Here is a 22698-nt window from a genome sequence, read left to right as displayed (position 1 = left end):
GTCGTCTACTTCTCCCGACGGGCGATGCGGTCGGCGAGGCCCTCGCCGACGATGCCGAAGGCCACCACCGCGAGCACGATGCACACGGACGGCGCGAGCGCCGGCAGCATCGCGCCCTGCAGGACGGCGCCCTGGCCCTCGTTGATCATGGCGCCCCAGTCGGCGGTCGGCGGCTGGACGCCGAAGCCGAGGAAGGAGAGCGCCGCCAGGTCCATCAGCGCGTAGCCGAAGTTCATCGCGGACTGCGCGAAGACCGTCGGCGCGATGTTGGGCAGCAGGTGCCGGACGCAGACCGTCCAGCCGGACCAGCCCTGCACCACGTACGCCTCGATGTACGGCCGTGCCTTCTCCTGCCGGGCGATGCCGCGCACCAGGCGTCCCACGTACGGGGTGTACGCGACCGCCATCGCGATCACCGGGGCCGTCATGCCCGGGCCGGTGACCGCGACCAGCAGGATCGCCAGCATCAGCCCGGGGATCGAGAAGACCAGGTCCATCGCGCGGGAGAGCAGGGTGTCGGCCCAGCCGCCGCGCCAGGCCGCCACCACGCCGAGCAGGGTGCCGAGCAGGGTGGAGACGCCGACGACCAGGAGCGGGCCGAGGAGGCCGGTGCGGGCGCCGTGCAGCAGCCGGGACAGGATGTCGCGGCCGGACTGGTCGGTGCCGAGGAGGTGGTCGCCCGTGGTGCCGACCAGGCTCGCGCCCAGGTCGAGCGCCTCGGGGTCGTACGGGGCGAGCAGCGGCGCGCACACGGCGACGAGGACGAGCACGGCGAGCACCGCGACCGAGACCGTGAAGAGCGGACCCTGCCCGAGCAGGCGCAGCCCGCGCAGGCCCGGCCTGCGGTACGGCACCGTGGTGAGGGTGGTGGTCATGAGGAGCCTTCCCCGGGGGAGAGACGGGGGTCGATGAGCGACGCGAGCAGGTCGACCGCGAGGTTGACGACGACGAACGCCGCCACGCTGAGCAGCGTGACCGCCTGGACGACCGCGAAGTCCTGGGCGGTGACCGACTGGACGAGCAGCGAGCCGAGGCCGGGGACGTCGAAGGCGGTCTCCACGATGGCGGTGCTGACGAGCAGGCCCGCGAGCATGGTGCCGCCGACGGTGACGACCGGCCCGAGGGCGTTCCGCAGCACGTGCCGGCGGACCACGGTCCGGCCGGCGACGCCCCGGGCGCGGGCCACCTCGACGTGCTCGCGGCCCAGTTCGTCGAGCATCGCGGAGCGGGTGACCCGGGCGAGCAGGCCCGCGAACGTGAGGGCGAGCGCGAAGGCCGGCAGGGTCAGCTGGTGGAGCCGGGGGCCGAGCCCCTCGGCCGCGCCGCCGCCCGGACCGGGGAACCAGCCGAGCTGTACGGAGAAGAGCGAGACCAGCGCGATCGCGGTGACGAAGGCGGGGGTGGCGGTGGCCACGCCGGTGCCGATGAGCACGGTCTTGTCGAGGAGGCCGGGGCGGAGCGCGGCGAGGATGCCGGCGCCGACGCCGAGGACGGTGACGAGCAGCGCCGCGTAACCGACGAGGAGGGCGGTGCCGGGCAGCCGCGAGCCGAGGAGCGCGGTGACGTCCTGGTGGTACTGGGCGGAGCGGCCGAGGTCGCCGCCGAGGACGCCGCCGAGCCACTTGCCGTACTGGACGACGAGCGGGTCGTCCAGGTGGTGCTCGGCCCGCAGGGCCGCCACGGTCTCGGGGGTCGCGGGGCGGCCGTGCAGGAGGAAGGTGACCGGGTCGCCGGGGGCGAGGTGGATGGTGCCGAAGACGACGACCGAGGTCACGAACAGCACCGCCACCAGGCCGGCGAGCCGGCCGAGGAGGAAGCGGGTCATGACTGCGCGGCCCCGATCGTCGCGGCCCACGGGTAGTAGAGCTGGGCGATGCCGGTCGGCGCGCCGGTGATCCGCTTGCCGAGGAAGACGGAGTAGGGCGCCTCGTAGACCGGGATGACCGGCAGCCGGTCGAGCGCGATCTCCTGCAGCTTCGCGGTGAGTTCGGCGCGCTTGGCGGGGTCGTACTCGGTGTTGGCGCGGTCGAAGGCCACGTCGTACTCGGCGTCGGACCAGTTGCCGTAGTTCCCGAAGTCGCCGGTGCGCAGGTACTGGTAGAACTCCAGCGGGTCCGGGGTGTTGTCGTAGCCGTTGGTGATGACCAGGTCGAGGCCCTCGCGGGCGGCGGGGTCGACGAAGATGTTGCTGTACGCGTCCGGCGAGACCGGCTTGAGCGTCACGTCCAGGCCGATCTGCCGCCCGGCCGCCTGTACGGCGTTGGCGACGACGCTGATCTCGGGGGCCATCGAGCTGGTCGCGAGGGTGACCTTCCGTCCGGTGGCCTTGGCCTCCTCGACCAGCTTCTTCGCGGCGGCCAGGTCGTACGCGGGCTCGGGCAGCGTGTCGTACAGGGTGGCGGTCTTCTCGGGGACGAGCGCCCACGCGCCGCGGGCGGCGGGGGCCTTGGCGGGGACGCCGACGCCGCCGGCGGCCGCCTTGACGATGTTCTTCCGGTCGAGCGCCATCGACAGCGCCCTGCGGACCCGCACGTCGCCGAGCGTGCCCTTGAAGTCGGTGACCGCCAGGTTGGCGGCGGCGGTGTTGGGGCCGAAGAGGAGGGAGCCCTTGCCGCTGCCGCGGAGCTGGGCGAAGGAGGCCGACGGGACCATGTAGCCGCCGTCGGAGGTGCCGGAGAGGAAGGCGTTGGCGCGGGCGGCGGCGTCCTCGATGAAGGTGAACCGCACCTTCTCCGACTTCGGGGCGAGCTTCGTGTCCCAGTAGTCCGGGTGCTTCTTCAGCGTGATGCTGTCGCCCTGCGCCCACTTCTCCAGCGCGTACGGGCCGGTGCAGTTCAGCTCGCCCTCGGGGGTGCCGTAGTCCTTGCCCTCCTTCGTGAGGGAGGCGGCGCTGACGACGGTGCCGGGGGAGGCGGCGAGGAGTTCGTGGAAGAGGGCGTCGGCCTTGCCGAGGCGGATCGTCACCTCCAGCGGGCCGGTCTTCTCGATCGCGTCGACGGTCTTGAACGCGGAGCCCCAGGGGGAGCCGGTGGCCGGATCCATCTGCCGCTTCAGGGAGGCGACGACGTCGTCGGCGGTCAGGGTGGTGCCGTCGTGGAACTTCACGCCGGGCCGCAGGGTGTAGACGAGGGTGCGCGGGTCGGGCCGGTCCCACTTGACCGCGAGACCGGGCTCGATCTTCAGGTCGGGGGTGACCCGCAGCAGCTGCTCGCAGACGTTGGCGAGCACGGTGTTGGGCGGGTAGTCGTACGCGAGGGCGTAGTCGAGGGTGTACGGCTCCGCGTAGAGCGACCAGGTGAAGGAGTCGAGCGGGCCCTTCGCGGCCGGCGAGGTGGGGGAGACCTTGAAGTCGGCTCCCGTGCCCGAGGTGCCCGGCTGGGGCTGGGTGGCGCCGGAGCAGGCGGTGAGGGAGGCCGCGAGGGCGGCGGTACAGGCGAGGGCGGTGAAACTGGGCGTGCGCATGCAGACCCACCCCTTTACGGGTGTAGTGACGGGCGCTGGGGGGATGGAGCGAGTATTGATGCGGGAACGTTCCCGCACAAGAGTTCCGGCCAGTTTGCGGGAACGGTTTTGCAATGGTCACGGGGATGGCAGCATCAGCCCCATGACCGAAGCTTCAGAGCACGGCGGAGCGGCCCCGGAGCGGCACGCGACCACCCCGGGGCGGGACGCGCCCGGCGGACGGCGGAACGAGGCGCGCGGCGGGACCCGGGGGACCGCACAGCCCGCCCCGCGCGTCCGTCTCGTCGACGTGGCGCGCGAGGCCGGACTGTCCAAGACCACCGTGTCGGCGGCCCTGAACGGCACCGGCCGGCTCTCCCCCCAGATCCGGGAGAAGGCCCGCGAGACCGCCCGCCGCATGGGCTACCGGCCCAACGCCACCGCGCGCCAGCTGCGCGCGGGACGGGCCCGGCTGATCGGCTACGTCGTCGGCGAGCTGGCCGACACCCCGTGGACCTTCCTGGAGTCGCCGTACTTCGCCCGGCTCACCGGCGCCACCGCCGCCACCGCGCTCGCGCGCGGCTACGCGGTGGTGCTGCTGCCCGCCGGCTCGCTGCAGAGCGAGTGGGCGGCGCTGCCCCTCGACGCCGTGGTCGTCGCCGACCCCGTCGCCGACGACCGGATCGTCGAGGACCTGCTGGCCGCCCGCATCCCGGTCTTCAGCGACCGGTCCGTGGAGGGCCGGGAGGGCGCCCACTGGGTGGACGTCGACGCGGCCGACGCCGTCGGGCAGGTCCTGGACCACGTCCACGCCCAGGGGGCCCGCCGGCCGGTGCTCGTCGTCCCCGACAGCACCACCCGCTTCCACCGCGAGGTGGACGCGGCGCACCGCGCGTGGTGCGCCGCGCACGGACTGCCGCAGCTGACCGTGCGGGCCGCCGAGCCCGGCAACGGGCCGGTGATCCAGGCCGTGGAGACCGCCCTGGGTGCCGGTCCCGAACGCCCCGACGCCCTCCTCGTGGTCGCCGAGGCCAGTCCGCCGCTCGTGCTGGACGCGGCCCGCCGGCACGGCTACGACGTCCCCGGCGACCTGCTCCTCGTCTGTGTCAGCGAGGACGAGACCGCCGTGCACACCGACCCGCCGGTGACGACGCTGAGCCTGCGCCCCGACGCGGTCGCCGAGGCGGGGATCGCCCACCTCGTCGCCGTACTCGAACAGGGCCTCCAGGAGACCGGCGGATCGCTCGTGCCGGTCAGGCTCGACGTACGGGAGTCCTCCGTACGGCCCGGCTAGCGGACGCACGGATCCGCCGGGTCACGCCTCGTACACCAGCCGGCCGCCGACGTACGTGCGCTCCACCCGGGCCTCGGCGATCTCGTCGGCCGGCGCGGCCAGGATGTCCCGGTCGAGCACGACGAGGTCGGCGAGGTGGCCCGGCAGCAGACTGCCCGCGTCGTCGAGGCCGTTCACATGGGCCGCGCCGGCCGTGTACGCGGTCAGCGCGGAGAGCAGGTCGAGGCGCTCCTCCGGGTAGAACACCCGGTCGTCCTCGGCCTCCGGGTCCCGCCGGTTCACGGCGACGTGGATGCCCTCGATCGGGTTCGGGCTGGAGACCGGCCAGTCGCTGCCCGCCGCCAGGGTCGCCCCGGCCCGCAACAGCGAGCCGAACGGGTACTGCCAGGCCGCCCGCTCCGGACCCAGGAACGGGATGGTGAGCTCGTCCATCTGCGGCTCGTGCGCCGCCCACAGCGGCTGGATGTTGGCGATCGCGCCGAGCGCGGCGAAGCGGGGCAGGTCCTCGGGGTGGACGACCTGCAGGTGGGCGAGGTGGTGGCGGTTGCCGCGCCGCCCGTTGGCCCCGACCGCCGCCTCGATCGCGTCCAGCGCCTCCCGCACGGCACGGTCGCCGAGCGCGTGGAAGTGCACCTGGAAGCCGAGGGCGTCGAGCTCGGTCACATGCCCGCGCAGCGCCACCGGATCGACGAAGCTCAGCCCGGAGTTGCCGGTCGCGCAGCCGCAGCCGTCCAGGTACGGGGTGAGCATCGCGGCCGTGAAGTTCTCCGCGATCCCGTCCTGCATGATCTTGACCGAGGTGGCGCGGAACCGCCCCGAGGTCAACTGCTCGCGCCGGTCGACCAGTTCCGGGATCTGCTCGGCCCCGCGCTCGCGGTCCCACCACAGCGCCCCGGTCACCCGGGCGGTGAGCGAACCGTCCTTCGCCGCCGTCAGATAGGCGTCCGACGGGTCGGACATGCCGTTGAAGGCGCCGAGGAGCGCGTCCTGCCAGCCGGTGATGCCCAGCGAGTGCAGCAGCCGCTGCGCGCGCAGCAGGCCCGCCAGCCGGTCCTCCGCGGTCTTGTCCGGCACCAGGCGGGAGACCAGACCGGTCGCGCCCTCCTGGAGCATGCCGTTCGGGAAGCCGTCGGCCTCCCGCTCGATCCGGCCGTCCGCCGGGTCCGGGGTGGCGGCGGTGAGACCGGCCAGCTCCAGCGCCCGGGTGTTCGCCCAGGCGCCGTGGTGGTCGCGGTTCGACAGCAGCACCGGCCGGTCCGGGACGACCGAGTCGAGGAGCGCGCGGGTCGGCATGCCGCCCTCGAAGCTCTCCATCGACCAGCCGCCGCCGGTGATCCACTCCCGGTCCGGATGCGCCTCGGCGTACTCCCGGATCCGCTCCAGGTACTGCGCGACGTCGACGCTGCCGGTGAGGTCGCACTCGGCGAGCTCGGTGCCGCCGCCCACCGCGTGGATGTGGGAGTCCTGGAAACCGGGCAGCAGCAGCTTGCCGGTCAGGTCCACCACCTCGGTGCCGGGCCCGATCAGCTCGCGCACCTCGTCGTGGCCGACGGCGGTGATCCGGTCACCGGTCACCGCGAGCGAGGTGGCCCGGCTCCGCGCCGGATCCAGGGTGAGGACGGGGCCTCGGGTGAAGACCAGATCGGCCTGGGGCATACGGCGGCTCCCTTGCGTGCGGCGCGCCCGGGGGGCGCGGGGCGGACGACGGCCGGTCGGAGCGCGGAGCGCCGCGGGGTCGGCCGTCGGACGGGTCGGACCCGTCGGCGGCCGGAACGGGCCGGCGTCGCCGTTCAGGTGACGGGCGCCATGGAAGCCCGCGAGCCGTTTACACGTCAATGGTGTTGACGTAAGGTCCCGGCCATGTCCGCACGCGTCGTACCCGAAGGAAGCCGGCAGCGCCGCCGCCCCACCAAGCAGGGCGCCGTCCTCTCCGAACGGCTCATCGTCGACACCGCGCTGCGCCTGGTGGCCCAGCACGGCGCCGAAGCCCTCTCCGTACGCCGGCTGGGCGCGGCCCTCGGCGCCGACCCCAGCGCCCTCTACCGGTACTTCCGCAACACCGACGCCCTGCTCCTCGCGCTCGCCGACGAGGTCATCGGCCGGGCGCAGGAGGGCTGGGAGGCGACCGGCGACTGGCGCGCGGACCTGCGCGCGCTGGGCCTGCGCATCCACGCCTCCTACGTCGCCCAGCCCCAGGCCGCCCTCCTCGCCGCGCACCGCACGACCGGCCGCTGCCACGAGACGCGGGCGGTCGAGAGGATCCTCGGCATCCTGCGGGACGGCGGCTTCCCCGACCCCCTGGCCGTCCGCGCCTACCACGCCTTCGTCGACCAGGCGCTGGCCTTCGCCGCCCAGGACGCCGCCGCCGGGGCGATGCCGCCGGCCGCGCGCGAGGCGGACGCCGAGGTCTGGGGAGAGGTCTACGGCCGCCTCCCGGCGGAGACCCACCCGCACATCGCGGCCACGTTCCCGCTCCTCGCCGCCGACATGCGGGAGAGCGGCTACCCCTTCGCCCTGGAGCTCATGCTGACGGCACTGGCGGGCCTGCGCCCGGACCCGGCGAAGGCCGAGGCGTAGGAACACCTCTCCGGTGCCGCGTCAGAACCGCCCCACGGGGGCGTGACGGCCCACCGCCGCCAGGTCCGCGGAGATGGCTCCGGCGGTCTCCCGAAGCCGTGGCAGGAGCGCGTCCAGGCTCTCCTCCGGGGAGCAACGGCCCGCGTGCAGCGCGACGTTGAGCGCCGCCACCACCCGCCCCGCGCCGTCCCGGACGGGCACCGCGATCGACCGCAGCCCCTCCTCCAGCTCCTCCTCCACCCACCCGAACCCGCGCCCGGCGGTCGCCGCCACGGCCTCCCGCAGCTCCTCGGGCCCGGTCAGGGTCCGGGGGGTCAGGGCCTCCGGGGTGATCCGCCCGAGCCGCGCGTCCCGCTCCGCCTCCGGCAGGGCGCCGAGCAGCACCCGCCCCATCGAGGTGGCGTACGCGGGCAGGCGGGTGCCCACCACGATGTCGATGTGCAGGAGGCGGCTGCCCGCCACCCGCGCCACGTACCGGATGTCGTCGCCGTCGAGCACCGCCACCGACGCCGACTCCCGGACGGCGCGCACCAGTCGGACCAGGTGCGGGGTGGCGATCTCGGGGAGGGTGAGCGCGGACAGCAGGGCGTGGCCGAGTTCGAGGACGCGGGGGAGGAGCACGAAACCCCCGGCCTCCTCCCGTACGTACCCCAGGTGCCGCAGCGTGATCAGCGAGCGCCGGGCGGTCGCCCGGGGAAGCCCGGCGAGCCGGGCGAGATCGGTGAGCCGGGCGGGCCCGCGTACGGCTCCGAAGGCGCGCAGCACGTCGAGCCCCCGGGCCAGCGACTGGAGGTAGCCCGACCCCAGCTCCTCCTTGAGCGCGGGCCCGGCGGCCAGGGCGGCGGGCCCGGCGGCGGCCGGTGGTCCGGCGGCGAGCGCGGCCTCCATCGCGGCGACGGTCCGGGCGAGCGGGGCGAGGGCCAGCGCCTCCAGGGCGGCGGCGTCGTGCCGGCTGGTGTGGCTGACGGCGCTGACCGCGCACACGACGGCCCCCGCCGGGTCCCGTACCGGCAGGGCGACGGCCACCAGGCCCGGCTCGATCAGCTGGTCGTCGACGGCCGCGCCCCGCTCGCGGGCCGCCCGCACCCGCGCCGGGAACCCGCCGTCGTCGCCGTGCGACTCCCGCCACGCGGCGAACCGCTCCGCGTCCCAGCCGGCGGCGAACAGGGCGCCGGGCGCGCAGCGTTCGGCCGGCAGCAGGTCGCCGGGCCGGAACGAGATGGCCATGGCCCGGCGCCGGGTCGCCTGGGTGAGGAACCGGACCCCGTCCCCGTCGGGGACGGCGAGCGACACGGGCGCGTCGAGCTCGTCGGCGAGCGCGGCGGCATGCGGCCCGAGGAGCCCGGGCAGCCCGCAGAAGTCCAGATAGGCGTTGCCGAGCGCGGCCGCGCCCGGCGCGAGCAGCAGGTCGCGCCCCTCGGCGCGCAGCACCCCGAGGACGGTGAGCGTGGTGGCGACCCGGTCCACCGTGGCCCGGGCGAGCCCGGTCGCCCGCGCCACCTCCCCGAGCCCCCGCCGCCCGCCGCCGTCGACCACGGCCCGCACCACGGCGAGCCCCCGCTCCAGAGGCCCCACCACCCCGTCGGGCCGCTCCACCGCCATGTCCGCCTCCCTCGTCCCGCGCGCGGGGAGAACCGTACCCGGCGCGTGACCGTCCCGCTGTCCGGCCGGGGGCATGCCGAAGGGGCGGTCGCCGGGGCGGCGGCCGCCTCTTCGGGGCGGGAGGTCAGGCGTGGAAGCGGTAGACCGCCTGGGCCACGCAGGCGGGCTTCTCGGAGCCGTCGATCTCCACCGTGAGGTCGACGACGACCTCGACGCCGCCGCGCACGTCCTCGACCGCGGCGATCCGACCGTGGGTGCGGATCTTGGAGCCGACGCGCACGGGGGAGGGGAAACGCACCTTGTTCAGGCCGTAGTTGACGGCCATCGAGACGTCCTCGACCTGGAGCAGCTCGCTCCACATGGGGATGAGGAGGGAGAGGGTGAGGTAGCCGTGGGCGATGGTGCCGCCGAAGGGGCCGGCGGCGGCCCGCTCCTGGTCGACGTGGATCCACTGGTGGTCGTCGGTGGCGTCGGCGAAGGTGTCGACGCGGGACTGGGCGATCTCCACCCAGGAGCTGTGGCCGAGGTCGGCGCCGGCCTGGGCGCGGATCCCGTCGATGCCGTGGACGGTGAGGGCCATGGGGGTTCTCCAGAAGGTCAGTGGGCGGGGGAGCTGCCGTAGTGGTCCCGGATGGGGCCCTTCAGCAGCTTTCCGGTGGCGTTGCGGGGCAGTTCGGGCGCGAGCACGACGCTCCGCGGGATCTTGTAGCGGGCCAGCAGGCCCCCGAGGTGGGCGAGCAGCTCCTCGGCGGTCGGGGAGGTCCCGGCGCGCGGGACGACGACCGCGCGGCCGACTTCGCCCCAGCGGGTGTCGGGGACGCCGATGACGGCCGCCTCGGCGACGTCCGGGTGCCGGAGCAGGGCCTCCTCGACCTCGGCCGGGTAGATGTTCTCCCCGCCCGAGATGATCATGTCCTTGAGGCGGTCGACGAGCGTGACGTAGCCGTCGGCGTCGACGGTGGCGACGTCGCCCGAACGGAAACGCCCCCCGTCGCGGAAGGCCGCGGCGGTCGCTTCCGGCAGGTTCCAGTAGCCGGGGGTCACGTTCGGCCCCGCCACCACGACCTCGCCCTTCTCGCCGGGCGCCGCCTCCGAGCCGTCCTCGCGCAGCACCCGCACGTCGGTGAAGAAGTGCGGGACGCCCGCCGTGCCGGCACGGCGCGCCGAGTCGGCACGGTCCAGGATCAGCGCGCCGGGCGCCGCCTCGGTCATGCCGTACCCCTGGACGAAGGCGAGCCCCCGCTCCAGGTAGGCGCGGGCGGTCCGGCTCGGGACGGGCGCCCCGCCGCACAGCAGGAGCCGCAGACTGGTCAGGTCCGCCTCCCGCCAGCCGGGGGCGGCCGCCATCGCGTCGTACATCGTCGGCACCCCGAAGAGCGCCGTGACGCCGTGGCGCCCGATGAGGCGCAGGGCCCGCTCCGGGTCGAAGGCCGACTCCAGCACCACCGTGCCGCCCTTGAGGAGGGTCGGCAGGCAGCTCATGCCGAGCGCGCCGGTGTGGAAGAGCGGGGCGCCGACGAGGGCCACCTCATCGGCGGCGACGTCGGTGTCGACGACGACGTTGAGGCTGTTCCAGACGATGTTGCCGTGGGTGAGGACGGCGCCCTTCGCCCGGCCCGTGGTGCCCGAGGTGTACATGATCAGGCAGACGTCGTCGTGCCCCACCTCCTCGTCGAGCGGCTCCGCCGGCGCGGCGGCGAGCAGCTCCTCGTACACCAGGCCCGGCCCCTCGCCCTCGACGGAGAGCAGGGTGGCGGTCCCGGCGGCCGAGGCCGGTCCGGCCACCTTCTCCTCCGGCTGCCGGGCGTGCACCAGCACCCGGCTGCCGGAGTCCGTCAGCTGGTACGCCAACTCCGCTGCGGCGAGGCGGGTGTTGAGCGGCACGAAGACCGCCCCGAGGAGCCCGGCGGCGAACAGCGTCTCCAGGTACGCCGGATGGTTCGGGCCCAGGAAGGCGACCCGGTCCCCGCGCTCCACGCCCGCGCCCCGCAGGGCGTGGGCGAGGCGGGTGGAGCGGTCGTGCAGCGTCGCGTAGTCGAGCGAACGGCCCTCGTGCACGAGGGCGGTCCGGCGGGGGCTCCTGCGGTTCCGGCGGGCCGGCCAGGAGCCGATGCCCTGGTTGCGCATGGCGTCCTCCCTCAGGTGGTGGTGAGGCCGAGCAGACGGGCCGCGTTGTCCTTCAGGATCTTCGGTCGCACCTCGTCCTTGAGCGGCAGCCCGGCGAAGTCGGCGAGCCAGCGGTCCGGCGTGAGCAGCGGATAGTCCGAGCCGAACAGGACCTTGTCCTGCAGGAGGCTGTTCGCGTAGCGGACCAGCTGCGGCGGGAAGTACTTCGGCGACCAGCCGGACAGGTCGATGTACACGTTCGGCTTGTGCGTCGCCACCGCCAGCGCCTCGTCCTGCCAGGGGAAGGACGGGTGGGCGAGGACGATCCGCATGCCCGGGAAGTCGGCGGCGACGTCGTCCACGTCCATCGGGTTCGAGTACTTCAGCCGGATCCCGCCGCCGCCCGGCGCGCCCGCGCCGATGCCGGTCTGGCCGGTGTGGAAGACCGCGATCGCGCCCGCGTCCTCGATGGCCTCGTAGAGGGGGTAGGCCATCCGGTCGTTGGGGTGGAACGCCTGCAGGTTCGGGTGGAACTTGACGCCCTTGACCCCGAACTCGTTGACGAGCCGCCGGATCTGACGAACCGCCGCCTTGCCCTTGTACGGGTCGACGCCGGCGAACGGGATGATGACGTCCGGGTTCTCGGCGGCCGCCTCGGCGATCTCCTCGTTCGGCACCGGCTCGGTGCCGGTGGTCGACTCCGCGTCCACGGTGAAGACCACGCAGGCCATCGACCGCTCGCGGTAGTACGCGGCGATCTCCGGGAGCGTCGGGTGCCGGTGCTCCGCCTTGAAGTACGCGCCGGCGGCGGCGTCCAGTTCGGCCGAGAGCGACGCCGCGCCCTTCGCGGACACCTCCGCGTGGGCGTGCATGTCGATGGCGACGAGCGCGTCGAGGTCCATCACGGCGCCGCTCACAGGACCGGGGCGGGGATGCCGTAGGTCTCCGGGGCGCGGCCGACGGAGACCGGCCAGGCGGCGGCGATCGCGTCCGCGCTCCAGCCGCCGTCCGCGTACGCCACCGCGATCTCCTGCGGGTGCGACCAGAGGGCGAGCTTGTCGCCGCCGATGCCGATGCACTGGCCGGTGACGCCGGCGGAGGCGTCCGAGGCGAGGAAGGCGACCAGGCCGGCGACGTCCTCGGGGGTGCCGAAGCCCTCGCCCTTGCGCAGGCTGTCCGGGAACGGCGTGCCGTCCCGCTCCAGGGCCTCGATGTGCGGGGCGAAGACCGGGACGGTCTTGGTCATGGCGGTCGCGGCGACCGGGATGACCGCGTTGGCGGTGATGCCCGCGCGGCCCAGCTCCATCGCCCAGGTGCGGACCATGGCGGCGATGCCGGCCTTGGCGGCGGCGTAGTTGGTCTGGCCGAAGTTGCCGCGCTGTCCGGCGGGGGAGCCGGCGACGACGATCCGGCCGCCGTCGCCCTGCTCGCGCATGCGCTCGACGGCGGCGCGGACGCAGGTGAAGGTGCCGCGCAGGTGGACCTGGACGACGGTGTCGAAGTCGTCGTCGGTCATCTTCCACAGCACCCGGTCGCGGAGCACGCCCGCGTTGGTGACCATCGTGTCGATCCGGCCGAAGCTGTCGACGGCCCGGGCGACGAGCGCCTCGGCGGCCTCGGTCGAGCCGACCGGCACCACCTCGGCGACGGCCCGGCCGCCCGCCTCGGTGATCTCCTTGACCGCCGCGCCGGCGGCCTCGGCGTCCACGTCGTTGACGACGACGGCTGCGCCGGCGGCGGCCAGCGAACGGGCGTAGGCGAGGCCGAGGCCGCGGCCGCTGCCGGTGACGACGGCCACCTTGCCGGTGAGATCCACCGGATTCACCGGGTCTGTCGGGTCCGCCGGGCGCACCGGATGCACCGGATTCACCTGAGGAGAGGTCATGGACGGGGTCCTTCCCGTGAGTCGAGGGTCGCCGGGGGCGGGGCGCGGGATCGCCGCCTCGCACACGCACCGGCGGCGCCAAAGTTAGGCAACTTCCCGTCTGCGGTCAATAAAGTGCCGAATATTTCTGCCGGGGCCTCCGCGCCCGGAACCCGCCCCCCTACGCTGTCCCCCGTGATCCCACCCGCCCCTCGGCGCACCCCGGACGCCGAGCCCGACACCGGCGGCCGCGGCTCCGCGCCCCGCCCCCAGTCCCTGATGCTGAGCTTCTTCGGCATCCATGTGCTCGGCACCGGCACCGCGCTCTCCTCGGCCGGTGTCATCGACGCCCTCGCCCGCGCCGACGTCGGCGAGGACGCCGTCCGCTCCACGCTGACCCGCATGGTCGGGCGGGGACTCCTGGACCGGCACCGCCGCGGCCGCCGCATGTACTTCTCGCTCACCGACCGCGCCGCCGCCGTGCTCGCCGACGGCGAGGAGCGCGTCCGGCGCACCGGCGCCGTCAACCGGACCTGGGACGGCACCTGGACCCTCGTCGGCTTCTCGCTCCCCGAATCCTGGCGCCGGGAGCGTCACGACCTGCGCTCCCGGCTCGTCTGGGCCGGCTTCGGCCCGCTCCAGAGCGGCCTGTGGGCCGCCCCCGGCCGCGTCGACGTCGCGCCCCTCGCGGCGGAGCTCGGGCTCGGGGACCGTATCAGGGCCTTCCACGGGCAGGCCGCCGCGCCGACCGAGGCGGGCGCCCTGCTCCGTACCGCCTTCGACCTCGACGCCGTCGCCGCCGGATACCGCGCCTTCCTCGCCCGCTGGGACGGCGAAGCACCGGCCTCCGCCGACGCCCGCGACGACCTCGGCCGCCAACTGCTGCTCCACACCGACTGGCTGGAACTCGTCCGCCGCGACCCGTACCTGCCCGCCGAACACCTCCCCGAGGAGTGGCCCGCCGAGGCCGCCGAGCGCACCTTCCGCACCCTCGCGCAGCGGTACGACCCCGGCGCCCGCCGCATCGCGGAGGGGCTCCTCGACCGCTGGGACCCGCGGGGCTGAACCGCCGGCGGCCCCTCCCGGGCCCTCGGCGGCCGCCTTACGTCAACACCATTGACCTTGCCGGGCGCGGCCCGGTCTCATGGGCGGCACCTCGGAAGGAGCCCCGCGACCGGGCTCCTCCGCGATCCGAAGGACACCCCCATGGACCACCTGACCTCCCTGCGGGACGCCGAACCGAAGCCGTTCTGGCTCGACGACCCCCGCCGCCCCCGGGCCACCCCCGCCCTCGTCGGCGGCACCACCTGCGACCTCCTGGTCGTCGGCGGCGGCTACGCCGGCCTGTGGACCGCGCTCGTCGCCAAGGAACGCGACCCCGCCACCGACGTCGTCCTCATCGAGGGCACGGAGATCGGCCACGCCGCCTCCGGCCGCAACGGCGGCTTCTGCGAGTCCAGCCTCACCCACGGCCTCGGCAACGGCCTCGACCGCTGGCCCGACGAGATCGCCACCCTCGAACGCCTCGGCCGCGAGAACCTGCAGGCCATGGAGGACGCCGTCGAGCGGTACGGCATCGACTGCGACTGGGAGCGCACCGGCTCCCTCACCGTCGCCACCGAGCCCCACCAGCTGCCCTGGCTGGCCGAGGAGGCCGAGACCGCCGCACGGTACGGCGCCACCACCACCCTCCTCGACGCCGACGCCGTCCGAGCCGAGATCGACTCGCCGACCTTCCTCGGCGGCCTGTGGAACAAGAGCGACACGGCCATGGTCAACCCGGCCCGCCTCGCCTGGGGCCTCAAGCGGGCCTGCCTCGACCTCGGCGTCCGCATCCACGAGCACACTCCCGGCCTCTCCCTCGACGAACACGGCGCCGTCGTCGCCGTCCGCACCCCCTACGGCCGCGTCACCGCCCCTCGCGTCGCCCTCGCCACCAACGCCTACCCGTCGCTGCTCCGCCGCCACCGGCTCTACACGGTGCCCGTCTACGACTACGCGCTGATGACGGAACCGCTCACCGCGGACCAGCTCGCCGCCGTCGGCTGGAAGAACCGCCAGGGCTGGTCCGACCCCGCGAACCACTTCCACTACGTGCGGATCTCCGCCGACAACCGCATCCTGTGGGGCGGCTACGACGTCGTCTACCGCTACGCCGGACGCGTCAGCGCCGAGAACGAACGGCGCCCGGAGACCTTCGCGACCCTGGCCCGCACCTTCTTCCGGACCTTCCCGCAGCTGGAGGGCGTCCGCTTCAGCCACGCCTGGGGCGGGGCCATCGACACCAGCACCCGCTTCTGCGTCTTCTTCGACACCAGCCACCACGGCAAGGTGGCGTACGCCGCCGGCTTCACCGGCCTCGGCGTCGGCGCCACCCGCTTCGGGGCCGAGGTCATGCTCGACCTGCTGGCCGGCGCCCGCACCGAGCGCACCTCCCTCGCACTCGTCCGCCGCAAGCCGCTGCCCTTCCCGCCCGAGCCGGCCCGCGCGATCGGCATCGGTCTCACCCAGCGCTCGCTCACCCGCTCCGACCGCAACGAGGGCCGCCGCGACCTGTGGCTCCGCACCCTCGACCGCCTCGGCCTCGGCTTCGGCAGCTGACCCCGAGCACCCCGCCCCGGCCCGCGACGTACGCTGATCCCCGGACCCGGGGAGGCACGGTGGAGGACGGACGGCTGCTGCACGTCTTCGACATGGACGGCACGCTGCTGAGGGACACCTCGGCCAGCCTGGAGATCGCCGCCCGGCTCGGCTGTCTGGACGAACTCCGCGCACTGGAGGGCGAGTTCGCCGCCGGGAGCATCGACACCCGGGGCTTCGCCGCCGCCCTGCACGGGCTGTGGCGGGAGCTGACCCCGGGCGTCGTCGCGGAGGCGTTCGACGGGGCCCCGTGGATCGGCGGGCTCCCGGACGTCCTCGCGGACATCCGGGAGAGGGGGGACCGGGCCGTCGTCGTCACGATGTCGCCGGACTTCTTCGCCGACCGGCTCCGCGGCCTCGGCGTCGACGAGGTGGTGGCCTCCGGCTTCCCGCCGCCCCCGTTCCGCGCGGCGCCCGACCCCGCCAGGATCCTCGTCCCCCAGGACAAGGTCACCGCCGTCGACCGCCTCCGCACCGCCCTCGGCATCGACCGGGACTCCTGCGTCGCCTACGGCGACTCCGGCTCCGACGTGCCGCTGTTCTTCGTCCTGCGGCACACGGTCGCCGTCAACGCCTCCCCGGCGCTGCGCGCACTGGCCGGCGCCGGGTACGAGGGCGACGACCTGTGGGCCGCGTACGCCCTCGGCAGGGAACTGCGCGCCCGCGCCCGCTCCTGAACGGGCGGGCACGGGCGGGCGGTTCGCGGCCTACCAGGTGACGGGCCGGCCCCCGAAGGTGGCGACGAGCGAACCGTTCGAGGCGAACGACCAGCCGAGGGCGCCGCTGTGGTTCGCGCACCGCGAGCCGTTCGTACCGGACCAGAACTGGTTCGTGCCGTCCACGTCGCCCACGAGCTTGTCGTTGGTGCCCGAACTCGTGCTGCGGCAGGACGTGTTGCCCCGGAACACCGACGTACCCGCCTCGAAGGTGAAGTTGCGCTGCGCGTTGTCGACCGAGATGTTCTCGGAGACCTTCAGCGAGCCCGGGTTGCTGTTGTAGGTGAAGCCGTGCTTGCCGTTGCGGTAGGCGATGCTGCGCCGCACGACGTGGTCGACGGCGATCGACTCCCCGCCGAGCTTGTAGCCGTTGCGGTCGCCGTTGGCGTTCACCGTGCCGTCGGAGAGGGTGCCGTTGGTGTAGGCGAGGGAGTACTCGATCGTCACCGGGTCGATCGGGCCGGTGTCGGGCTTGGTGTAGAGGTCCCAGCCGTCGTCGATGTTGTGGTGGGCGACCGCGTACCGGAAGACGTTGCCCGGCCCCGTGGTCAGCTTCGCGGCGAAGCCGTCCGCGTTCTCGCCGGCCGCGTCGGCGTTGTCGTGCGACTCGACGCTCACCATGAGGTTACGGGCCGGCCACTGGTCGCGCGGGGTGGTGGAGCCGATCCGCCCGAGCTGGAGGCCGGTGTCCCGGTTGAAGCGGGTGACCGTGCGCTCGATGACGTTGTCGCTGCCGCCGACGTAGATGCCGTTGTCGCCGGCGCGCTGCACGATCAGGCCCTTCACGTGCCAGAAGTTGCCGTTGAGGGCGAGCCCCCGGTTGGACGAGGACTCCGCCATCGCGGAGAAGTCGAGGACCGGCGTCTCACCCGGGTAGGCGGCGATCGTCTTGCGGGCGGCGGAGGTGCCGTTGTTGCCCGCGGCGACGGTGACGGTCGTGGAGTGCGCGTACGTACCGCCGCGCAGGTAGATCGTGCCACCGGCGCCGATCCGGGTGATCGCGGAGGCGAGCGTCGTCGGGTCGGCCTGGGTGCCGGAGGCGCCCGCGGTCCCGGCGGGCGACACGTAGAGGGCGGGGCCGGAGGGGGCGGGGGAGTCGGCCGTGGCCAGCTCGACGTAGTCGATGTTGGGCAGACCGGCGGCGGTCGTCGGGACGAGCCGGACGGTGTTGGCGCCGGCCGCGACCGGCACGGTGAACGTCCGGGACGTCCAGCCCGTCCACGTACCCGTGGACTCGAACGAGGAGGCGGCGGCGACGGTCGTCCCGTTGACCACGACGTCGGCGGGGCGTGCGGTGGTCGACCCGTTGGCGAACCGCACGGTGAGCGTCGCGCTCCCGGCGGCGGGCGCCGACACGCTGAACTGGGCCTGCGCGCCGGTGGCGTTGGTGCCGTTGCAGAACCCGCTGCCGGAGAACCCGGTCCAGTCGGAGTCGATCGTCCCGGTACAGACGGCGGGCGAGCTCTCGGCCTCGTACCGGACGGTCGCGGCCTGGGCGCCGCCGGCGGTCGACAGTGCGACGAGAGTGCCGGCGACGAGGCCCACGCTCACGGCGAGGGAAGGGGTGCGCATCGGTGTCTCCTGGTGGGGGAAGCGGCTCGGACACAGGCGAGAAAGCGCTTTCTGGCGTGCTGGCGCCGACGCTAGGGGGAGTGTCGGAGACGCGTCAATATGCGGGTACGTGATGGGTGTTCAGGAATATGAACGAGGGGTGGGGGTTGCTGTCCGGCGCCGCGGGGGGTGCGAGGGTGCGGCGTCGGGGGCGTGCCCTCGGGGTCGTCGCCCTGGCGAGGGGGGACCGGGCCGACTCCGGTCGCGGGGACGGGTGGTGGGGGCAGCGCCGGGAGCGCGACTCAAGCGTGTTTCCCGTAGCGGTAGTTGAGCGTCTGCTACGCGCCACCGGTCCGCCTCCGGACCGCCTCCGGACCGCCTCCGGACCGCCGTGGGCCGGCCCGGCCTGGGCGAAAAATGCCCGGAGCCCTCGGAAGCGCCGACCTATGATGGCCCGATGTCGTCGATCAAGAAGCTTCAAATCACTTTCGACTGCGCCGAACCGGAGCGGGTCGCGCGCTTCTGGTGCGCCGTACTCGGTCACGACGCGCCGCCGGCGCCGGAGGGGTTCGCCTCCTGGGAGGAGTTCGACGACGCCGAGCCCGGGCGCCGGGGTGCGGACTGGGCCTCGATCAACCCGGTGGGCGACGAGCCGCGGCTCTACTTCCAGCGCGTTCCCGAGGGCAAGGTCGTCAAGAACCGGGTGCACCTCGACGTGCGGGCCGGCACCGGGCTCGTGGGCGCGGAGCGGCTGGCCGCCCTGGAGGCGGAGTGCGCGCGCCTGGTCGCGCTCGGCGCCGTCCACGACCTGACGCTGTACGCCGACGGTGTCAACGAGTCCTGCATCAACATGCGGGACGTCGAGGGCAACGAGTTCTGCCTCGACTGAGCCTGGCCGGGCGCACGCACCGCGCCTCCGCGTGTCGCCCCGTCAGCGCCCCCACCTCCTAATTCGTTTGACCGGGTCGCAGGGCGGCGGTGCACTGATGCGGGCGCCACGGAGCCGTGGGGCCGGCACGAGGAGGCAGCCGTAGTGGTAGAGATCCGTCCCACGACCGACGAGGACCTCGGTGTCTTCGTCGACACCTTGCACGCCGCGTTCGGGCGCTTCCCGGAGACCCCGGGCGCAGACGGCGGTGGTGTCTGGTGGTCGGCCCTGGAGATGGAGCGCAACCTCCTCGCGGTCGCCCCGGACGGGCGCCCCGTCGGCACCGCCGGCGCGTACTCCTTCGAACTCACCCTGCCCGGCGAGACCGTCGTCCCGGTGTCCGGTGTGACCGCCGTGGGCGTCCTGCCCTCGCACCGGCGCCAGGGCGTGCTCAGCACGATGATGCGGCACCAGCTCACCGAGCTGAGGGCGCGGGGCGAGATCCTCTCGGTGCTGCTGGCCTCCGAGGCCCTCATCTACCGCAGGTTCGGCTACGGACCGGCGACCTCCACGCAGCGGATGACCGTACAGCGCCACCAGAGCGCGTTCGCGGCCCCGCGCGCGACGGCGCCCGCCCCGGCGGGCTCGGTCGAGCTGGTCCGGCGGGCCGACGGCGGCGCCGTCCTCGAAGAGGTCTACGACCGCTACCGCCGCGCCCGGCCCGGTGCGCTCTCCCGGCCGCCCCGCTGGTGGGCCCTCGGGGCGGGGCAGCCGCCGGTCGCGAAGGCGCCGCGGCACGTCGCCGTCCACCGGGACGCCGAAGGGAACCCGGACGGGTACGCCTCGTACTCCCTCGACGGAGGGACGCTGACGGTCGACGAGATCATCACCGCCGACGACGCGGTCTTCGCCGAGCTGGCCCGCTTCGCGCTCGACCACGACCTGGTCGAGAAGGTCGTCTTCAAGCACGTCCCGCCCGCCCATCCACTGCGCCACCGCTTCGCGGACTACCGGGCCGCCGAGGTGGGAAACGACACCGACTGGCTGTGGGTGCGCATCCTCGACGTCCCGCGCGCGCTGACCGCGCGCGGCTGGCTCACGGACGGCGAGCTCGTCCTCGACGTCCACGACCCGTTCCTCGGTGAGCGCGGCCGCCACCTGCTGACCGTCCGGGACGGCAAGGCCGACTGCGTCCCGACGGACCGGGGCCCCGACCTGTCCCTGGACGTGAGCGACCTGGGCTCGGTCTACCTCGGCGGTACGGCCCCCAGCACCCTCGTGGGCGCGGGCCACGTCCGCGCCCATCACCCGGAGGCGGCCGGTCTCGCCGACGCCCTCTTCCGCACGGAGCGCCCGCCGCACTGCCTGCACTGGTTCTGACCGGGGCGCCCTCGGCCGCCTCGGCCTCGGCCGCCCTCTGTCCCAGCTGCCCCCGGCCAGGCAGTCGGCCCTCTCAGCCGCCCTCGGGCCAGGCGTCGCTGCGCCACGCGCGTTCCTCGACACCCCGGTCCCGGTGGGCGGCGAGGGCGGCGGCGAGGTCGCCGTGCACCGCGATGGCCACCGGCCCGTCGGCGAAGCCGCCGTCCGGCGCGCCACCCGCCCCGCTCCCCGGCACGGCGGCCAGTTCGAGCCCGCGCCCCTCGGCGGCCAGCCGCGATGCGGCCTCGGACACGGCGAGCCGGCCGCCGTCGGACCAGCCGCGCAGTCCGGTCAGGTCGAGGACCACGGGGCCGGTGCCGCGGGCGAGCGCCCAGCCGACGGCCCCCTGGAACCGCCCCACGGCCTCCTGGCCGAGGAAGCCGGCCAAGGAGAGCACACCGAGGCCGGGGTGGATGGTGTAGCGCCACTCGATGGTCATCGTCGTCTCTCCTCGCTCCCGGCCACGTCCCGGCCGTCCGCAGCATCCTCACCCGAGAGCCCGCCCCCGCGCACGACCGGTCCACGGATCGGTCACCCGTCCCGGCACCCGGACAGGCGGCGTGCGGCATCCGCACCGAAGGCCACGCCCCCACCGCACCGAAGGCCACGCCCTCCCCGCGCCCACGGTCGCGCCCCACCGCGCCCGCGCCCGCGCCTCACCGCGCCCGCGCCCCCACGGCCTGAACAGCCCCGCCCGTCTCCCTACGATGGCTCCATGGCGGATCCCGTACGTGAACAGGTCGTGTCCCCCGTCCATCCGCGGACGCCGGGGGCGCCCGAGCTCGCGGCGGCGGCCGAGGTGTTCGGGCTGCTCAGCGACCCGACCCGGCTGCAGCTGCTCTGGCTGCTCACGCGGGGCGAGGCCGACGTCGGCGCGCTGACGGAGGCGTGCGGGGCGGCGCGGCCGGCGGTCAGCCAGCACCTCGCCAAACTCCGGCTGGGCGGGCTCGTCCAGGCCCGGAAGGACGGGCGGCGGGTGGTGTACGCGCTGCCGGACGGGCATCTCAAGCGGCTGGTGGTCGAGGCCCTGAACCGGGCCGACCATGTGGTGACGGGGGAGCCCTGGCACGACTGACGCGACGGACGCGACGGACACGTCTGACACGACGGACACGTATGAACACGACGGACACGTCTGAGGCGACGGGCACCGCACGGGGTCCAGGCGCGGCTTCCCGCCGTTTCGTAATCGTCATGTGCGCACACATGCACATGTCGGCTACGGTGAAGGGGACCGCACCCGAGCCGACCGAGGGCGTCCCCATGCTGTCCGTCCTGCGCGACCGCACGTACCGGCACCTCTTCCTGGCCCAGGTCGTCGCCCTCACGGGCACGGGCCTGGCGACCGTGGCCCTCGCCCTCCTCGCGTACGACCTCGCCGGCGGGCACGCGCCCGCCGTGCTGGGCACCGCGCTCGCGCTCAAGATGGCCGCGTACGTCGGTCTGGCCCCGCTCGCCGGGGCGCTGGCCCGCCGGGTGCCGCGCCGGGCGCTGCTCGTCGGCGCCGACCTCGTACGGCTGCTCGCCGCGCTGGTCCTGCCGTTCGTGGACCAGGTCTGGCAGGTGTACGCGCTGGTCCTGCTGCTCCAGGCCGCCTCCGCCGTCTTCACCCCCGCCTTCCAGGCGACCATCCCGCGCGTCCTGCCCGAGGAGCGCGACTACACCCGGGCGCTCGCCCTCTCCCGGCTCGCCTACGACCTGGAGAGCCTCGCCAGCCCCGTCCTGGCCGCCGCCCTCCTCGCCCTCGTGCCGTACGGATGGCTGTTCACCGGCACCGCGGCCGGGTTCCTCCTCTCCGCGCTCCTCGTCCTCCCCCTGCGCCTCCCGCCGGAGGACCGGCCGGGGCCGGCGGCCGAGCGGATCCTCGGCGTCCGGCTCCTCCTCGCCACGCCCCGGCTGCGCGCCCTGCTCGCCCTCGACCTCGCCGTCGCCGCGGCCGGCGCGGCGGTCCTCGTCGACACGGTCGTCCTCGTCCAGGACGGGCTGGCCCGGCCGCCCGGCGACGTGTCCCTCGCCCTCGCCGCGTACGGGGCGGGCTCGATGGCCGTGGCCCTGCTCCTGCCGCGCCTGCTCGACCGGACGGGCGACCGGGCCCTCATGCTGCCCGCCGCCGCCGTCCTCGCCGCCGCGCTCGGCCTGCTGACCGCCGGACTCGCCTCCGGCTGGGCCGACGCGCACCGGGCGGCCGCCTGGCCGGCACTGCTCGCCGTCTGGCTCTGCCTCGGCGCCGCCACCTCGGCGGTCCTCACCCCCGGCGGCCGGCTGCTGCGCCGGTCCGCGGCCGACGCCGACCTGCCCGCCGTCTTCGCCGCCCGGTTCTCCCTCTCGCACGGATGCTGGCTGCTGACGTACCCGCTGGCCGGCTGGCTCGCCGCCCGCGCGGGGACCGCCGTCTCCGCCGCCGCCCTCACCGCCGTCGCCCTGGCCGCCGCCGTCGCCGCCGCCCGGCTCTGGCCGCGCGGCGACCCGGAGCAACTGGAGCACACGCACCCCGAACTCCCCGCCGGTCACCCCCACATGGCCACCGCGACCGGCCCGGACCACCGGCACGTCCACACCTTCCGCATCGACGCCCTCCACCGCCACTGGCCGACCCCCACCGGCTGACGCGCGGACCAGG

The 22698-nt window shown here is 74.6% G+C and carries 20 protein-coding genes; 9 read left to right on the top strand and 11 right to left on the bottom strand.

What is annotated here, in order from left to right:
* Positions 1–5: 5 nt before the first annotated feature.
* The 3 genes from IF73_RS0125565 to IF73_RS0125555 are packed head-to-tail and all read right to left on the bottom strand — an operon-like array spanning position 6 to position 3462.
* Entirely contained in the window at positions 6–875 is an 870-nt protein-coding gene (locus IF73_RS0125565; RefSeq protein WP_031012059.1) for an ABC transporter permease, read from the bottom strand.
* Complete coding sequence (locus IF73_RS0125560; RefSeq protein WP_031012057.1) at positions 872–1825, bottom strand: ABC transporter permease; 954 nt, start codon at positions 1823–1825, stop codon at positions 872–874. The genes IF73_RS0125565 and IF73_RS0125560 overlap by 4 nt, the downstream gene beginning before the upstream one ends.
* Complete coding sequence (locus IF73_RS0125555) at positions 1822–3462, bottom strand: ABC transporter substrate-binding protein (protein ID WP_031012055.1); 1641 nt, start codon at positions 3460–3462, stop codon at positions 1822–1824. The genes IF73_RS0125560 and IF73_RS0125555 overlap by 4 nt, the downstream gene beginning before the upstream one ends.
* Before the next feature lie 142 nt (positions 3463–3604).
* On the opposite strand from IF73_RS0125555, the gene IF73_RS0125550 reads away from it, so the two are divergent.
* The gene (locus IF73_RS0125550; protein WP_078868249.1) at positions 3605–4735 is read left to right on the top strand and encodes a LacI family DNA-binding transcriptional regulator; all 1131 of its coding nucleotides are present in this window, start codon (positions 3605–3607) and stop codon (positions 4733–4735) included.
* Between the two features lie 21 nt (positions 4736–4756).
* Here the strand turns inward: IF73_RS0125550 and IF73_RS0125545 are convergent, their stop codons facing one another.
* Positions 4757–6391, bottom strand: coding sequence for an amidohydrolase (locus tag IF73_RS0125545; protein ID WP_031012051.1), 1635 nt, complete (start codon positions 6389–6391; stop codon positions 4757–4759).
* A 204-nt stretch (positions 6392–6595) separates the two neighbouring features.
* Between IF73_RS0125545 and IF73_RS0125540 the strand changes: the two genes are divergently transcribed.
* The gene (locus IF73_RS0125540) at positions 6596–7312 is read left to right on the top strand and encodes a TetR/AcrR family transcriptional regulator (protein ID WP_031012049.1); all 717 of its coding nucleotides are present in this window, start codon (positions 6596–6598) and stop codon (positions 7310–7312) included.
* Positions 7313–7333: 21 nt separating this feature from the next.
* Here IF73_RS0125540 and IF73_RS0125535 read toward each other — a convergent pair whose 3' ends face one another.
* From IF73_RS0125535 to IF73_RS0125515, 5 genes are all read right to left on the bottom strand, one after another.
* Positions 7334–8914: an IclR family transcriptional regulator domain-containing protein gene (locus tag IF73_RS0125535; RefSeq protein WP_031012048.1), complete on the bottom strand. Its 1581-nt coding sequence runs from the start codon at positions 8912–8914 to the stop codon at positions 7334–7336.
* A 124-nt stretch (positions 8915–9038) separates the two neighbouring features.
* A complete protein-coding gene (locus tag IF73_RS0125530) occupies positions 9039–9494 on the bottom strand; it encodes a MaoC family dehydratase (protein ID WP_031012046.1) in 456 nt (151 codons plus the stop codon).
* Positions 9495–9511: 17 nt separating this feature from the next.
* Entirely contained in the window at positions 9512–11041 is a 1530-nt protein-coding gene (locus IF73_RS0125525; protein ID WP_031012045.1) for an acyl-CoA synthetase, read from the bottom strand.
* An 11-nt stretch (positions 11042–11052) separates the two neighbouring features.
* Positions 11053–11922: an amidohydrolase family protein gene (locus IF73_RS0125520; protein WP_031012044.1), complete on the bottom strand. Its 870-nt coding sequence runs from the start codon at positions 11920–11922 to the stop codon at positions 11053–11055.
* An 11-nt stretch (positions 11923–11933) separates the two neighbouring features.
* Positions 11934–12845, bottom strand: coding sequence for an SDR family NAD(P)-dependent oxidoreductase (locus IF73_RS0125515; protein ID WP_037880455.1), 912 nt, complete (start codon positions 12843–12845; stop codon positions 11934–11936).
* A gap of 237 nt (positions 12846–13082) precedes the next feature.
* Between IF73_RS0125515 and IF73_RS0125510 the strand changes: the two genes are divergently transcribed.
* The 3 genes from IF73_RS0125510 (at position 13083) to IF73_RS0125500 (ending at position 16201) form a co-directional block, all read left to right on the top strand.
* Positions 13083–13949 carry a PaaX family transcriptional regulator C-terminal domain-containing protein gene (locus IF73_RS0125510; protein WP_420706583.1) on the top strand — a complete coding sequence of 289 codons (867 nt, stop codon included), beginning with the start codon at positions 13083–13085 and terminating at the stop codon, positions 13947–13949.
* 141 nt (positions 13950–14090) lie between these two features.
* Positions 14091–15485, top strand: coding sequence for an NAD(P)/FAD-dependent oxidoreductase (locus tag IF73_RS0125505; RefSeq protein ID WP_031012038.1), 1395 nt, complete (start codon positions 14091–14093; stop codon positions 15483–15485).
* 59 nt (positions 15486–15544) lie between these two features.
* Positions 15545–16201, top strand: coding sequence for an HAD family hydrolase (locus tag IF73_RS0125500; protein WP_199806714.1), 657 nt, complete (start codon positions 15545–15547; stop codon positions 16199–16201).
* 30 nt (positions 16202–16231) lie between these two features.
* Here IF73_RS0125500 and IF73_RS0125495 read toward each other — a convergent pair whose 3' ends face one another.
* Entirely contained in the window at positions 16232–17812 is a 1581-nt protein-coding gene (locus IF73_RS0125495) for a carbohydrate-binding protein (protein WP_031012034.1), read from the bottom strand.
* 436 nt (positions 17813–18248) lie between these two features.
* Between IF73_RS0125495 and IF73_RS0125490 the strand changes: the two genes are divergently transcribed.
* Both IF73_RS0125490 and IF73_RS0125485 read left to right on the top strand, forming a co-directional pair.
* Positions 18249–18680 (top strand): VOC family protein, encoded by a 432-nt coding sequence (locus IF73_RS0125490; RefSeq protein ID WP_031012032.1) that lies wholly within the window; start codon positions 18249–18251, stop codon positions 18678–18680.
* Positions 18681–18824: 144 nt separating this feature from the next.
* Positions 18825–20039 carry a GNAT family N-acetyltransferase gene (locus IF73_RS0125485; RefSeq protein ID WP_031012030.1) on the top strand — a complete coding sequence of 405 codons (1215 nt, stop codon included), beginning with the start codon at positions 18825–18827 and terminating at the stop codon, positions 20037–20039.
* Positions 20040–20112: 73 nt separating this feature from the next.
* On the opposite strand, the gene IF73_RS0125480 is transcribed toward IF73_RS0125485, so the two are convergent.
* Positions 20113–20517: a hypothetical protein gene (locus IF73_RS0125480; RefSeq protein ID WP_031012028.1), complete on the bottom strand. Its 405-nt coding sequence runs from the start codon at positions 20515–20517 to the stop codon at positions 20113–20115.
* Between the two features lie 276 nt (positions 20518–20793).
* On the opposite strand from IF73_RS0125480, the gene IF73_RS0125475 reads away from it, so the two are divergent.
* Together IF73_RS0125475 and IF73_RS0125470 are read left to right on the top strand one after the other, a co-directional pair.
* Positions 20794–21153: an ArsR/SmtB family transcription factor gene (locus IF73_RS0125475; RefSeq protein ID WP_031012026.1), complete on the top strand. Its 360-nt coding sequence runs from the start codon at positions 20794–20796 to the stop codon at positions 21151–21153.
* A 188-nt stretch (positions 21154–21341) separates the two neighbouring features.
* A complete protein-coding gene (locus IF73_RS0125470) occupies positions 21342–22685 on the top strand; it encodes an MFS transporter (RefSeq protein ID WP_031012024.1) in 1344 nt (447 codons plus the stop codon).
* Positions 22686–22698: the final 13 nt, after the last annotated feature.

The sequence above is a fragment of the Streptomyces sp. NRRL F-5727 genome (assembly GCF_000719555.1).
Taxonomy (GTDB): domain Bacteria; phylum Actinomycetota; class Actinomycetes; order Streptomycetales; family Streptomycetaceae; genus Streptomyces.
This window is presented reverse-complemented; position numbering and strand designations above follow the sequence as displayed.